Raw genomic sequence first — 13,650 nt, forward strand, 5'->3', positions numbered from 1 at the left:
CCTCAATGCCACCCTACGAACACCGGAGCCGGCCGCCAGGGCCCGGCAGCGGCCAGTGGGACAATTCCCGGGAGGCCGGCAAGGGAGACCGGAAGGAAGCACCAGCGTGATCGAATGGGTGTCCCTCGGCACCGGAGCCAGGCCCGTCCCCCAGCCCGTGGCGACACCGCTGGTGTGGGCCGCCGCCGGCGGCGGAGCACTGGTGCTGGTGGCGCTCATCAACACCGTGGTGGGCCCCGGCCGCCCCTCGCTCGCCCTGACCGCGCTGTCCTTCCTGGCCGCCTGCCTGGGCCTGTGCGCACGCTTCACGGCCGCGCCCGGCACGGCCGTGCTCTGCTGGCTGTTCCTCAACGGCTTCGCCATCCCGCCCGCGGGCACCCTCACCTGGGCCGCACCGCGCGACATGCGCTGGCTCGCCTGCCTGCTCGCCGCCGCCCTGGTGGGCACGGCACTGGCCCGGCTCGCCCATGCGCGTGCCGCGTACCGGCGTATCGCCACCGGCCCCGGCGGTGACCGGTGATCAGTGGCGCTGTGCGTCCGGCGTCTCGGCCATCGGGTTCCACTCCGTGACGCCGGTGACGTCCGTCTCCCGCAGCGCCCGGAGGTAGGAGGGGATCCGGGCGGTCTTGACGCTGCCGTGGTGACAGGCGAGCGTGCGGGGCCGGACCGCCTGGATCTTGTCCAGCGCGTGGTCGAGGTGGGCCCGGGAGGGGAAGATGCCCACGCTGCGGTACATCTCGATCATGTAGTCGCTGTCGTCGGCGTCGGTCGTCGCGCGCCCGCTGTCCGGCCCGATGAAGACGTCCGAGCAGAAGACGGTGCGCGTGACGGCGTCCCAGGGAAGCATCGACTCCCAGGTGTGGACGTACGGCGTGATCAGGAACCGCAGCCGGTGGGTGCCCAGGTCGAGCTCGCTGCCGTCGTCGACCGCGAGCGGCCGCCGGTCCACGAGGTCACCGTTGACGTCCGCGCCGATGGGGCTGCACACCGGCACCGCGTGGGGCGCGCGCCCGAGGAAGAGATTGAGCGCGCCGGACTCGTCGCCCTCGAAGTGCGGCACCACCAGGTACCGGAGGTCCTCGGGCTCGATCAGCCGGGACACGGCGCGCAGCGTCTCGTCGAACGCCCGCCGGAAGCCCGTCTCGACGAGCGTCGGAGCCTCGTCGCGGATCAGGAAGAAACTGGTGGTGAAGTCCAGTTCCGGAGTGGTCACCACGTTGATGCGGAAGATGTCCGGGGCGATCTCGTCGACGGCAGCCATCACGGCCTCCCTGGCCTGGCCGGTCCTGCTTCTCCCGGCCTCAGGTTCCAGACAACGCCTCCGATCACCCGGGCGCAACCGCCCGTGAGATCGTTGTCTCAGCTCCACGAGCGGATCACGCCTTGCGTCTGCGAAGGCCATAAGCTGTCGTGAGATTCGCGGGGGCGCCGAAAAGGTGTGCGCGTGGGCGGAGTTGTGCCTCGCGGCAGCCTTGGGGTGCGGGTCGGTCGAGACGTGGGGCTCCGTCATGTGAGCCGTGCCATCCATCGTGCTCCCTCGCAGATTGGCCTTGGAGAGGGAACCCGATGTCTTACCCCCCGCCGCCGGGCAGCGGCCATCCATATGGGCAGCCGCCCTCGCAGAGTGGTTGGCAACCGCAACCGCCGGGCCCGCCCCAGGGCCCGCCACAGGGCGGGCCGCACTGGCAGGGGTCGGCCCCGGTCCCGCCGCCCATGCCGAGCGCACCCCCCGGGGCGGCGCCGACCGCCGCCCCGCCCCAGCCGGGGCCGGCTCCTTACGGGCCGTACCACCCGCCCGTGAGTCCCGTGCCCGGCGCACCCGTGCCCCCGTCGGGCGGCGGACGCACCGGCCGCCAGGTCATGGGGACTCTGCTCGGCGTCTTCGGCCTGCTCGGCGTGCTGGGCGGCGGAGCGCTCGCCGCGCACGCGTACGGCAACAGCCAGCAGAAAATCCCCAACTCCGCCTACGGGCCCGTGCTGTGGCGCAACGAGACCGCCGAGTCGCTCTTCCCCGCGACCGTCGGCGAACCGCCCAACCACACCTACGAGGCGTCGGACGAGAAGATCGCGCAGTGGAGCCGGATGGGCATCTCCGAGGACACCTCGTGCGCGCAGGGCCTCAGCGGGGAGACCAAGGAGACCGCGGAGCGGCTCGGCTGCGAGGCCGTACTGCGGGCCACGTACGTCGATCTCACCGGGGAGATGGTCGCCACGGTCGCGATCATCGTGCTGCCCACGGGCAGCCCGGCCCAGGAGATGGGCGCGTATCTCGACGAGCAGTCAACCGCGGACGTCCCCGACGCCGCGGTCGTCCCGCTGAAGGTCCCGGGGACGCCCGCGGCCAAGTGGCAGGAGAACCGGCGCAACGGCATGGGCGGGACCGGCCTGGGCGGCAACCTCCCCTACGCCGTCGCCGTCACCACGGGCGCCGTGGACGGCCGCCTCTCGTCCAACCTGCCCGGCGACTTCGGCGACTACGGCGGGAACGAGGAGGACAGACGGCCCTGGATGGACGCGGCCGAAGCCCTCGGCGACGCGTTCCACACCCACATCCTGAACCTGGAGAGGTGAGACCCGCGGTGAAGTTCCGGACCATACGCGCGACCTGCACCGCGGTCGCCCTCACCGGCGTGCTGGGCGCCCTGGCCGCCACGCCCGCCCACGCGGCCACGCCGGTCGGCTGGGAGGGCAGCGCCCTCGGCCTGTCCGCGGCGCATCAGCGGAGCCAGGGCGAGGGGGTGACGGTCGCCGTGCTCGACAGCGGTGTGGTGGCCGACCATCCGGCCCTGGAGGGCAAGGTGACCACCGGGCCCGACTACCGCCAGGACGGTCTGAAGCCCGGAGACCCGGACTGGGGAGGGCACGGGACCGCCATGGCCTCGGACGTCCTCAAGGTGGCCCCGAAGGCCAGGATTCTCTCGGTGCGCGTCAGTTCCGACCAGGACGACGAGGAAACCACCGAAGAGGAGTTGGAAGAGCTGCGGAAGCGGGGCGAGAGCCCGGTCGCCCAGGGCATCCGCTACGCGGTCGAGCACGGGGCCGACGTGATCTCCATGTCGCTCGGCAGCGCCGACATGTTCGACAGTTACGACGAGGAGGAGGCCGAGGCCCTGGCCCTGGCGCTGCGCGAGGGCGTGACGGTGCTCGCCTCGGCCGGCAACGCGGGCGACGAGCTCAACGAGAACTCGTACCCGGCCGCTTACGCGGGTGTGATCGCGGTGGCCGCCACCCAGCCGGGCGGCGCACGCGCCGAGTTCTCCACCGTGCACACCTACAACGACGTGGCCGCGCCCGGCGTCGGCATCGTCAGCGCGAAGAACACCGGCGGCTACGAGAAGGTCAACGGCACCTCACCGGCCTGCGCGCTGGCCGCCGGCGTCGTGGCCCTCATGGTCGCGGAGAACCCGAAGCTGACCCCGGCCCAGGCGAACGACGTCCTGATCGCCACCGCCCGTCGCCCCGCCGGGGGCGGCAGCGCCCTGCTCGGCTACGGCCCGATCGACGCGGCCGCGGCGGTGAAGGCCGCTGCCACACCTCCCGAGGGCGCCACCGCCCCGGCGGCCTACAAGGGCAAGGCGCACCTGGCGACTCCGGACGGCACACCGAAGACCAAGAACGCCCCGCTGGAGCAGGAGCTGTGGCTGACGGGCCTGATCGCCGCGGGCGCCGGGCTGGCGTTCCTGATCGGCGGCGTACTCCTGCACCGGTCGGGCCGCGCCAGGACGCCGGCCGGGGTGCTCTAACGTCCTTCCGCATGAAGATCGAATCCCTCATCGAGGACCTGGAACACGCGGACGCCGACCGCGCCGCGGCCGCCGCGGCGCGGCTGGCGGAGCGGGCGGACACCGTGGTGCCCGCCCTGCTGCGCGGCGTCGCCGACCGCAAGAGCACCCGCGATCTCGAGCCGGTGATGCGGGTGCTGCGGCACATCGGGCCCCCGGCCTTCGACGCGGTCGTGGCGGCCTGGCGTCGGAAGGAGGTCGCGGAGTGGCAGGTGGGCCGGTTCCTGGGCGTGTTCGACGAGCGCTCGGCGGACCAGTACGCGGCCGCGGCGGCCGATCCCGACCGGCGGCTGGCCGCCAACGGCTTCCTCGGTCTCGTCAGGCTGCGGGTGGCCTCCGACGCCGGGCTGCGGGCCCTCATAAGCGCCTTCTCCCAGGGCTACGCCGCTTTCCACAACCACCACGCCGCGCGGTACGCCCGGCTGCTCGCCGACTCCTTCGGGCCGCGGCTGCGCCGTATCCGCCGTGACCCGGCCGAGTCCCCGAGGGCGCGCCGCGGAGCGATGGCGGCGCTGGTCGCGGGCGGCGGCACCGACGCCCTCGACCGGCGCGACCAGGTGGCGATCGAGCGGCTGATACGGGTGAAGATCCCGCACGAGACCCCGCACCTCCCGTCGCTCGGCCTCAGCGGCTGGTGGCTGGCCGTGCCCGGAGCCTCGTACGAGGGACTCTTCGAGGCGCTGGGCCTGCACGACCGGCGCCCCGTCACCGTCGCCGCCGGTGTGCACGCCACGGAGGGCGACAGCGGCTCGGTCCGCGTGCCCGGGCCCGACGGCACCGACCGCACCGTGGGACGGGCCTTCATCACCCCCGAACTGGACGGCTGGCGGCTCGTCTACGGCCCGCTCCACCTCCTCCTCGGCGAGCCCTGGGACGACCTGATCGAGGCGATCGAGCGGGTCAGCGCCCACTGCGGCCAGGCCCACTTCTTCTTCCTGGACGAGCACGGCGGCTCCGACATCTGGGTGGTGGCCGAGGAGGGCCGGGTCATCCGCCGGTACACCGCCGAAGACGATCCCGAATGGGAGGGCGACCCGCTGCCCTGGGAGACCCTCGCGACCGAGGACCCGGACTACGACCCCGAGTACGACGAGTATCCGCCGAACGCGGGCACGGCCGGCGCCGAGACCGCCTGCGGCCACCTCTCCGTCGATCCCGGCACGGTCGGCCCGGACACCCGCGTCCACGGCCACGGCTGGCTGGCCCTGACCGAACCGGGCGTGGGGCACGGGGCGTTCCCGGGGCTGCTGCGCCTCTGAAGGTCCTTCCGGCGTCCCTTGCGGAACGGGGACGCCGGTGCCGGTGGGCGACGCGCGGGCGTGGTGGGAGGCTGGGCGCATGCAGCAGCCGTACGGGAAGAGCGAGGGTGCCCGGGTTCTCGTCGTCGACGACGATCCCACCGTCGCCGAGGTGGTCTCGGGGTACCTGGACCGCGCCGGATACGTCGTCGACCGGGCCGGGGACGGTCCCGCCGCCCTCGCCCGCGCCGCCGCGCACCGGCCGGACCTGGTGGTGCTGGACCTGATGCTGCCGGGCATGGATGGGCTGGAGGTGTGCCGCCGGCTGCGGGCGCACGGGCCGGTGCCGGTCGTCATGCTCACCGCCCGCGGCGACGAGGACGACCGTATCCTCGGCCTGGAGGTCGGCGCCGACGACTACGTCACCAAGCCGTTCAGCCCACGTGAGCTGGTGCTGCGGGTGGAGTCGGTGCTGCGCCGCACCCGGCCCGCCGCCGGCGCGCGCCCCCTGAGCCTGGCCGGCCTCACCCTCGACCCGGCCGCTCGCCGCGCGGCCAAGAACGGCACCGAACTCGCCCTCACACTCCGTGAGTTCGACCTGCTCGCGTTCCTCCTCCGCAACCCGGGCCGGGCCTACGGCCGCGAGGAGCTCATGCGGGAGGTGTGGGGCTGGGACTTCGGCGATCCGTCCACGGTGACCGTGCACGTACGGCGGCTGCGCAACAAGGTCGAGGACGATCCCGCCCGCCCCCTGCTCATCCAGACCGTGTGGGGCGTCGGCTACCGGTTCGACCCCGCCGGCGGCGAAGGGACCTGACGTGCGTGACACCCTGCTCATCGCCCAGTTCGCCTTCCTCGGCGCCGCCGCGGCCGGGCTGCTGGGCGCCGGTGCGCTGTGGCTGCTGCGCCGCCGCTCGCTCACCGCCTCGCTCACCGTGGTGGCCGCCGTGGCGGTGGGCGCGATGCTGGCCGGCACGCTGGCCGTGGCGCAGGCGATGTTCCTGTCCGCGCACGATCTGACCGTCGTCACCACGGTCGTGGCCATGGCCGCCGTCGTCTCCCTGGCCACCGCGCTGCTGCTCGGCCGGTGGGTCGTCGCCCGCAGCCGGGAACTCCGGCTCGCCGCCCGCTCCTTCGGCGACGGAGGCGCCTTCTCGGCGCCCACCGGACCCGCCACCGCCGAACTCGCCGCACTCAGCAGAGAACTGGAGGCCACCAGCGCCAAGCTCGCCGCCTCCCGGGAGCGAGAGAGGGCTCTGGAGACGTCCCGACGCGAGCTGGTCGCCTGGATCTCCCACGATCTGCGCACCCCGCTCGCCGGGCTCCGCGCGATGGCGGAGGCCCTGGAGGACGGGGTCGCCGCCGATCCCGACCGCTACCTCCGGCAGATCCGCGCCGAGGTGGAACGCCTCGACGTCATGGTCGGCGACCTGTTCGAACTCTCCCGCATCCACGCCGGCACCCTGGCCCTGTCCCCCACCCGGATCTCGCTCTACGACCTCGTGGGCGACGCCCTGGCCGGCGCCGGCCCGCTCGCCCGCGAACGCGGCGTCCGCCTCGTCGGCGACCGGGTCGAGCCGGTGCCGGTCGAGGTGGACGGCAAGGAGATGAGCCGTGTTCTGGGCAACCTCCTGGTGAACGCGATCCGCCGGACCCCGGCCGACGGAACCGTCGCGGTGGCCGCCGAACGCCGCGCCGACAGCGTCGTCGTGTCCGTCAGCGACGGCTGCGGCGGCATCCCCGAGGAGGACCTGCCCCGCGTCTTCGACACCGGCTGGCGCGGTACCCACGCCCGCACGCCTCCGGCCGGGGCGGGCCTGGGGCTGGCCATCGTCCGCGGCATCGTCGAGGCCCACCGGGGGCATGCCGCCGTACGCAACATTCCGGGCGGCTGCCGCTTCGAGGTGACGCTGCCCGCGGCCGGGACGTGAACCGGCCCGCTGCCGGTGCGACGTAAGGCTTTCGTCATCTCTCCACGGCCCTACGACGGCCGCCCACCGCGTTGAATGGGGACGACGACGATGTTCGGAAGGCGAGGCGGGGATGGGGCGCGTGCGGAAGACGCTGAGCAGGCCGCTGGTCATCGGGGCGCTGGTGGTGGCCGTCGCCGGGGCCGGCTTCGGGCTGTACTGGTTCCAGCCGTGGAAACTCTGGCAGGACGAGACCGTGCGCGAGGCGCTGCCCGCGGCCGCGCCCTCCAGGCCCGCGGCATCCGCCTCGGCGCCGGCCGCGCCGACGCCGCGCACGCTGGCGAGCGGCGAGCTGATCAGCCATGAGCACACCACCTCGGGCACGGTGAAGCTCGTCCGGCTCACCGACGGCTCCCACGTCGTACGGCTGGAGAACCTCGACACCAGCAACGGCCCGGACCTGCGCGTGTGGCTGACCGACGCGCCGGTGAAGGAGGGACGGGCGGGCTGGCACCTGTTCGACGACGGCGAGTACGTCAGCCTCGGGAAGCTGAAGGGCAACAAGGGCAGCCAGAACTACGTCGTGCCCGCCGACGTCGACCTGTCGGGCTTCACCAGCGTGAGCATCTGGTGCGACCGCTTCGACGTGTCCTTCGGCGCGGCCGAGCTGGTCCGCGCCTGACGGCGGCTGCGGGGCGGGCCGGGTCGTGGCGTCCGTCAGCCGTTCACCGGCTGTCGTCTTCTTCGCCGGGGCCGCTCTCGGCGAGTGCCAGCAGGCGCGGCGCCGACAGCGCGTTGCCGGGGTCCGCGGCGGCGGACAGCAGCCGCGCGGCCGCCCCGACCGGCTCGTCGGGCGGGATGACCAGCAGTTCCCAGCGGCCCACGGTGCCGCAGTCCAGGGTGATGGCGTGCGCCTCGGCGTCGTCGGTCACCACCTCGATCACATGGTCGGGCGCCAGCACCGTCCGCGGGGCGTCGGGCCACTCCTCGGTGCCCACGGTGACGCGGGTGACGGTGCCGAGGCCGGGGTCCAGCGAGCCCACGAGGGCGGGCAGCTCCAGTTCCAGAGCGGCACAGCGCGGCCACCACGCTCCGTCCAGGGGGCCGTGGCTGACGTCCGGGGTGAGGCTCAGCCGGGGGAGGGGCATCCGGTAGGTGTGCGCGTCGTCCGCGGAGCTGCCTTCGGCGGGGGGAGGAGTGGTGGCGTCCATCGTCGCGGTCCCGTCCCGGGCTGCTTCAGACCAGCCCGCGCTGTGTCACTCGCCGGGAACGGCGCCGCCGCGGTGGCCGGGCGCTCGACATGCCCTCGGTGAGTACCAGGCTACTCCCGGTCAGGAAAACTCGTCCGCTGCTTCGGCAGGGGGGCGTCTTCCGCGGGCACTCCGTGGGGCGACGCGTCCGTGGCCGGGCCGTGGGACGGGGAGGGCTGGAAGCGGTGGCGGGGCATGGCCCGCCGGGGCGGGCGGGTCAGGGTGATCTGACGTACGAGCTGCTGAAAACAGGCCAGAGACGCGAGCCCCGGCAGGACGGCGGCGGCGGTGTCGACGACGGTCCTGGGGGACTGCACGACGCATAAAAGCATCGCAATGGCCGAAAAGAACAGGACCACACACCAGGAGTGCACTGCGCGGCGCTGATGCAACGCGGCACGCAGGACGGAGAGTGTCGCGACCAGCCAGGGCCCGTAGACCAGCAAGGGCCACCAGGAGACGAGGCCGCTCTGCGTGCGGGGCGCGGCGGAAAGGCGCAGGGGTTCGTAGGCGGCCATTCCGCCGAAGATGCTGACGGTGCACGCGATGACGGCCGCCACCGCGGCAAGCAGATAGCTGACCGCACGAACGCTGCTGGACCCACCGCGTTCCCGGACCTTGCGATGACCCTTGGGGGCATTCTTCAGCGGCGGCAGTTCCGCGGTGATTTCCTGAAGGGTCTCCAACGGTGTGCCGGGGGCGGCTTCGGTGACCGGCGGGTCCGCCTCGGAGACCGTCGCGGCCTGGTGCTCCATCGCGTCCTGGAGCATGAAGGCCAGTTCTTCGGCGGGGTCCCAGGCCAAGTCCGGCGGCACCAAGGGCCCCAGGACCGGTTCGGTCGGTCCCCGATGGCGACCCGTTCCCGCCTCGCCGGAGGTGTACGGAGGGGCCGATTGCGCTTGTCGCTCGTTGATTCTTCCGCGGTTCATGGGGCAGTCTGGTCACTCTGCCTGCGCGCGACCGGACGCATCCTGTGCCTTGATCCACCGTCTGGCGAGATCGGCCTCCAACTCCGTCATCACATTCAGAAAATGGCGAAGAATAGGCTCGGTGACCTGTAGTGCGACGGGCAATCCGCCTTTGGTAAGGGTTCCGCTGACAGTCGGCGAGCAGTGGGTCGGGGCGGGAATGTACGTATAAGGGCCGAGCGTCACGGTTACTTCGGTCATATCCCGACTAACGTCGCTCCATTTCACCGGGATGCGCGGCAAACGAGTGAACGATTACAGGGATAAATATTTCGTCTATGGGCCATTCGGGGGCGGCCCACAGCTCTATGAACAGGATAGGCGGCTATATGAAGAGGAAGGAGCGAATCCAGTCCGTCTCCTCGGGGCGGCGGCCGGACGCGCTCAGCCGTCCGTCCGGACGAAGACCGACTTCAGGTGCTTCTCCGGCAGCGCGGCCGGCAGGTCCTCCCAGTCGAACAGCTCGCCGGGGCGGAAGTGGTTGCCCGCCGATTCGCAGATCCCCTCCGGGGCAAGGCACTTGACGGCCAGGCCGAGCTGGTCGACGCGGCCGGTGGCCTCCACGGCGATGTCGTAGCCCTGGGAGAGCGGTTCCAGGGCCTCGGCGGTGGTGGCTCCGAACGTGCGGGCCAGTGCGCGGTGTTCGGGGTCGGGGTCGACGTAGCGCGCCGCTAAATGCGGCCGCCGTCGCGCGTCGCGAGAGCTAGGATCCGGGCCATGGCCCTGACGATGAACGACGTCGACCGGTTCGAGCTCGCCAGGCCCCGCCTGGAGGCCATCGCCTACCGCCTCCTCGGCTCCGCGAGCGAGGCCGAGGACGCCGTGCAGGAAACGTTCCTGCGCTGGCAGGCCGCCGATGTCGACCGCATCGAGGTCCCCGAGGCCTGGCTGACGAAGGTGCTCACCAACCTGTGCCTCAACCAGCTCACCTCGGCCCGCGCGCGGCGCGAGACCTACGTGGGCCAGTGGCTGCCCGAACCGGTGCTCGCCGGGGACCCGATGATGGGCCCGGCGGACACGGCCGAACAGCGCGAATCGGTCTCGTACGCCGTTCTCGTCCTCCTGGAGCGACTGTCCCCCAACGAGCGGGCGGTGTACGTCCTGCGGGAGGCCTTCGACTACCCGCACCGGGAGATCGCCGAGATCCTCGACATCACCGAGGCCGCCAGCCAGCAGATCTTCCACCGCGCCAAGAAGCACGTCGCCGACGGCAGGGCCCGCACCGAGATCGACGAGGCCGCCGCCCGGCGGATCGTCGAGGAGTTCCTCGCGGCCGCCACCAGCGGCCGGACCGAGCCGCTCGTGCGGCTGCTCACCCAGGACGCCATCGCGATCGGCGACGGCGGCGGGAAGGTCCCGGCCCGGGCCAGGGCGTTCGAGGGCGCTCTCGCGGTCGCGAAGTTCATGCGGGGGCTGTTCAAGCCCAGCGAGGCCAAGCGCGCGCTGGTCGGCGGCTCGCCCGAGGTCTACGCCTCGGTCGTCAACGGCGAGCCCGCCATCGTGGTGGTGCTCGACGGCCGGGTCATCGGCGTCACGTGCCTGGAGGTCACCGCCGAGGGGATCGCCGCGGCCCGCAGCCAGGTCAACCCCGACAAGCTGGAGCGGGTGGCCCGTCGCTGGGCGGCCACGGCCGACCACGGTGAACCCCTGCTCCACGCGGCCTTCTGATCGAGATCGTTCAGCTGCTCTGGACGTGATCCGAGGATGCGATCCGCGATGTGAGCTGCTTCACATCGCATTCCTGTCAGGAAACGGCGGGCCGCCCGGTTCAAGGGGCGAAACCGCGCACGGCAAGGCACGGACCGCAAGGCACGGACCCGCCCAGACAGGAGCAGGCACATGCAGCACCGCATCATCGTTCTCGGAGCCGGATACACCGGAGCCATCGCCGCCGGCCGCCTCGCCAAGCGGCTGCACCGCGAAGACGTCGCCATCACCCTCGTCAACGCCGAGCCGGATTTCGTCGAGCGCGTCCGGATGCACCAGCTCGCGGTCGGCCAGGACCTCAAGCCCCGGCCCTTCAGCGAGATGTTCGCGGGCACCGGCGTGGAACTGAAGCTCGGGCAGGTCACCGGCGTCGACGTCGACGGCAGGTCGGTCACCGTCGCCCACGCGAACGGCACCGAGGAACGGGTGCAGTACGACACCCTCGTGTACGCCCTCGGGAGCGGCTGGAAGGACGGGGGCGTCCCCGGCGTCGCCGAGCACGCCCACGACATCGCCGGCCGGCGCGGAGCGCTGCGCCTGCGCGAGCGCCTGGCCCGCCTGGACGCCGGGCAGCCCGTGGTCGTGGTCGGCGGCGGCCTCACCGGTCTGGAGGCCGCGACCGAGATCGCCGAGGCCCGTCCGGACCTCGATGTCGCCCTCGCCGCCCGCGGCGGACTCGGCGACTGGCTCTCGGAGAAGGGCCGCGCGCACCTGCGGAAGGTGGTGGACCAGCTCGGCATCACCGTCCACGAGGACGTCGCGGTCACCGCCGTCGAGGCCGGCCACGTCACGACCGCCGACGGCACGTCCATCCCGGCGGCGGTCACCGTGTGGACCACCGGCTTCGCCGTCCACCCGATCGCCCAGGCCACGGCCCTGGAGGTCGCCGACAACGGCCAGATCGTCGTCGACCGGACCATGCGCTCGGTCTCGCACTCGGACGTGTACGCCATCGGCGACGCGGCCCTGGTGGCGGGCCCCGGCGACAAGCCGCTGCGGATGTCGTGCGCCTCGGGTGTCCCCACCGCCTGGCAGGCCGCCGACGCCATCGCGGCACGCCTGACCGGCGGCAAGCTCCCGAAGGTGCCGCTCCGCTACTTCCAGCAGTGCATCTCGCTGGGCCGCAAGGAAGGCCTGATCCAGTTCGTCACCGCCGACGACCGCGCCGTGAAGAGGGCCCTGACGGGACGGATCGCCGTCGCCTACAAGGAAATCATCTGCAAGGGCGCGGCCTGGGGCGTCGCCCACCCGCTGCCCATGCCGACCCGTCGCCGCCGCGTCCTGCGGCAGCCGACCGCCACGGGCGCGCCGGTCAGGGCAGCGGCCTGACCCACCCACCGGAAGCGGGCGCTCTCGCCGGGGAGCGCCCGCTCTCCTGTCGGACCGGGCGCGGTCACCGCGGCACCGGCGACGGCCTCGCCTAGGCGGGGTCCTGTGCGTCCTCGAGCGGCAAGGTCTCGTCGTCCCCGAAGTCAGGGGCCTGGAAGGGGTTCGTCGCCGGAGGAGGGGATGCCGTGGTGGAGCGGTGGGGTTGCCCTTCCGGGGCGGAGAACAGCGACGTCAGATCGATGAGAGGTCTCTCTTTCGGTACAGGTCCCTGAAGGGGCCTGGTGTGCCGTGACCGGGCACAGCGGTCCTACAGCTTGGTCATCTTGCCGTACGGGCTCAAGATCCGCATTTGCGCGGAGCCGAAATCCACGAGCGCCGCGATGCCGTCCTCGATGCCGATGACCCGGCCGAGGCCGTACGCGTCATGGGTGACCTGGTCCCCCACGGCGAAGTGCTTGGGAGCCGGTGTGACCGGGGCCTTGAAGGGGCTGGTGGGCAGATGACGCTTCGGTGCAGCAGGCTTTGTCATGGCTCAGTATGCGCCCATGTGCATCCCGCTCGCTGTGGCCGTCGGCACAGATCCGCACGAGCCCCACCGCGTCACGCCACTGACCTGCGGATTCGAGACCTGCTGAGGCGAAACTCGACGGCAGGTTTCCTTCGCTGACCGTGGCTGACGTCTGCGTCGGTCTCTGCGTCGGCCACGTGGCGAGTCGCTCCGTGCTCCCCCTGGTGCCACAGCAGCAGGCCGCGCTCAGCCGACCAGCGTGTCCACGAGGTCGAGATCCGGCAGTTCCAGCGAGCAGATCCGCTCGGCCTCGTCGGCGGGGATGCCGAACTGCCGCAGCAGGCCGCGGGCGACCAGGTCCGCGGACGTCGCGTCGTCGCGGTCGGGCTGCGCGTGCAGCAGCGATCCCAGTGCCAGCACGGCGCCCGCCGTCACCGCCAGCGCGAGGTCCAGGTCCTCCACCTCGAACCGCCCCGCGTCCACCGCGGCGCGGATGTCCTGGAGCGCCCGCGGTGCGAGGCCCCGGTCGGAGTGGGCCAGTTCGGGGCCGTGGTTCAGGAGGATCCGGCTCAGCTCGGGGTGGCGGCGGTGCAGACGGCCGGTCATGCGGAAGCTCTGGGCGTACGCGACCGCGGGGTCGTCGATGTCCGTGGTGAGGCGGTCCATCAGGGTGCCCCACCACTCCAGCGCCTCCTCGACGGCGACCCGGAAGAGCTCCTCCTTGCTGTCGAAGTGGTTGTAGAAGGAGCCGACCCCCACATCGGCCAGCTCGGTGATCTCCTGGATGGGGATGTCGGTCCGCCCTTCGGCCAGCACGCGTTGGGCCGCGCACACCAGCGCACTCCGCGTCCGCGCCCTCCGCCGGTCGGCACGCCTGGGCGCGGTCTTCTCGGCCATCGCGTCCTACTCCTCCATCCCGCCCGTACTCGCCTCACCCGCACTCTAGTCGCCCCGCCGT

The 13,650-nt window shown here is 72.4% G+C and carries 15 protein-coding genes and 1 pseudogene; 9 read left to right on the forward strand and 7 right to left on the reverse strand.

Annotation, left to right across the window (positions count from 1 at the left end):
* The first annotated feature begins 106 nt into the window (after positions 1 to 106).
* Positions 107 to 520 (forward strand): hypothetical protein, encoded by a 414-nt coding sequence (locus tag ACZ42A_RS15095; protein ID WP_468527613.1) that lies wholly within the window; start codon positions 107 to 109, stop codon positions 518 to 520.
* Here ACZ42A_RS15095 and ACZ42A_RS15100 read toward each other — a convergent pair whose 3' ends face one another.
* Positions 521 to 1,261: an oxygen-binding di-iron domain-containing protein gene (locus ACZ42A_RS15100; RefSeq protein WP_468527614.1), complete on the reverse strand. Its 741-nt coding sequence runs from the start codon at positions 1,259 to 1,261 to the stop codon at positions 521 to 523.
* Between the two features lie 536 nt (positions 1,262 to 1,797).
* On the opposite strand from ACZ42A_RS15100, the gene ACZ42A_RS15105 reads away from it, so the two are divergent.
* The 6 genes from ACZ42A_RS15105 to ACZ42A_RS15130 all read left to right on the forward strand — a co-directional run bounded on the left by ACZ42A_RS15105 (position 1,798) and on the right by ACZ42A_RS15130 (position 7,612).
* Entirely contained in the window at positions 1,798 to 2,571 is a 774-nt protein-coding gene (locus tag ACZ42A_RS15105) for a hypothetical protein (protein ID WP_468527615.1), read from the forward strand.
* A gap of 8 nt (positions 2,572 to 2,579) precedes the next feature.
* Entirely contained in the window at positions 2,580 to 3,743 is a 1,164-nt protein-coding gene (locus ACZ42A_RS15110) for a S8 family peptidase (protein WP_468527616.1), read from the forward strand.
* Between the two features lie 11 nt (positions 3,744 to 3,754).
* Positions 3,755 to 5,041, forward strand: a complete 1,287-nt coding sequence (locus ACZ42A_RS15115; RefSeq protein ID WP_468527617.1) for a hypothetical protein — start codon at positions 3,755 to 3,757, stop codon at positions 5,039 to 5,041.
* Between the two features lie 79 nt (positions 5,042 to 5,120).
* On the forward strand, positions 5,121 to 5,837 hold the full coding sequence (locus ACZ42A_RS15120) for a response regulator transcription factor (protein ID WP_468527618.1): 717 nt from the start codon (positions 5,121 to 5,123) through the stop codon (positions 5,835 to 5,837).
* A gap of 1 nt (position 5,838) precedes the next feature.
* Entirely contained in the window at positions 5,839 to 6,951 is a 1,113-nt protein-coding gene (locus ACZ42A_RS15125; RefSeq protein WP_468527619.1) for a sensor histidine kinase, read from the forward strand.
* A gap of 112 nt (positions 6,952 to 7,063) precedes the next feature.
* Positions 7,064 to 7,612, forward strand: coding sequence for a DM13 domain-containing protein (locus ACZ42A_RS15130; RefSeq protein ID WP_468527620.1), 549 nt, complete (start codon positions 7,064 to 7,066; stop codon positions 7,610 to 7,612).
* Positions 7,613 to 7,655: 43 nt separating this feature from the next.
* Here the strand turns inward: ACZ42A_RS15130 and ACZ42A_RS15135 are convergent, their stop codons facing one another.
* From ACZ42A_RS15135 to ACZ42A_RS15150, 4 genes and pseudogenes are all read right to left on the reverse strand, one after another.
* Complete coding sequence (locus ACZ42A_RS15135) at positions 7,656 to 8,141, reverse strand: DUF5994 family protein (protein WP_468527621.1); 486 nt, start codon at positions 8,139 to 8,141, stop codon at positions 7,656 to 7,658.
* 110 nt (positions 8,142 to 8,251) lie between these two features.
* On the reverse strand, positions 8,252 to 9,109 hold the full coding sequence (locus ACZ42A_RS15140; protein ID WP_468527622.1) for a hypothetical protein: 858 nt from the start codon (positions 9,107 to 9,109) through the stop codon (positions 8,252 to 8,254).
* 12 nt (positions 9,110 to 9,121) lie between these two features.
* Positions 9,122 to 9,349 carry a hypothetical protein gene (locus ACZ42A_RS15145; RefSeq protein ID WP_468527623.1) on the reverse strand — a complete coding sequence of 76 codons (228 nt, stop codon included), beginning with the start codon at positions 9,347 to 9,349 and terminating at the stop codon, positions 9,122 to 9,124.
* A 183-nt stretch (positions 9,350 to 9,532) separates the two neighbouring features.
* Positions 9,533 to 9,811: pseudogene (locus tag ACZ42A_RS15150) on the reverse strand (zinc-dependent alcohol dehydrogenase); the annotation flags it as partial.
* Positions 9,812 to 9,865: 54 nt separating this feature from the next.
* On the opposite strand from ACZ42A_RS15150, the gene ACZ42A_RS15155 reads away from it, so the two are divergent.
* Positions 9,866 to 10,816: an RNA polymerase sigma-70 factor gene (locus ACZ42A_RS15155; protein WP_468527624.1), complete on the forward strand. Its 951-nt coding sequence runs from the start codon at positions 9,866 to 9,868 to the stop codon at positions 10,814 to 10,816.
* A 171-nt stretch (positions 10,817 to 10,987) separates the two neighbouring features.
* Positions 10,988 to 12,184, forward strand: a complete 1,197-nt coding sequence (locus ACZ42A_RS15160) for an NAD(P)/FAD-dependent oxidoreductase (protein WP_468527625.1) — start codon at positions 10,988 to 10,990, stop codon at positions 12,182 to 12,184.
* 307 nt (positions 12,185 to 12,491) lie between these two features.
* On the opposite strand, the gene ACZ42A_RS15165 is transcribed toward ACZ42A_RS15160, so the two are convergent.
* Positions 12,492 to 12,713: a hypothetical protein gene (locus tag ACZ42A_RS15165; protein WP_468527626.1), complete on the reverse strand. Its 222-nt coding sequence runs from the start codon at positions 12,711 to 12,713 to the stop codon at positions 12,492 to 12,494.
* Positions 12,714 to 12,938: 225 nt separating this feature from the next.
* Positions 12,939 to 13,589: a TetR/AcrR family transcriptional regulator gene (locus ACZ42A_RS15170; protein ID WP_468527627.1), complete on the reverse strand. Its 651-nt coding sequence runs from the start codon at positions 13,587 to 13,589 to the stop codon at positions 12,939 to 12,941.
* Positions 13,590 to 13,650 lie beyond the last annotated feature (61 nt).

The sequence above is a fragment of the Streptomyces sp. NPDC030838 genome, from assembly GCF_055572035.1.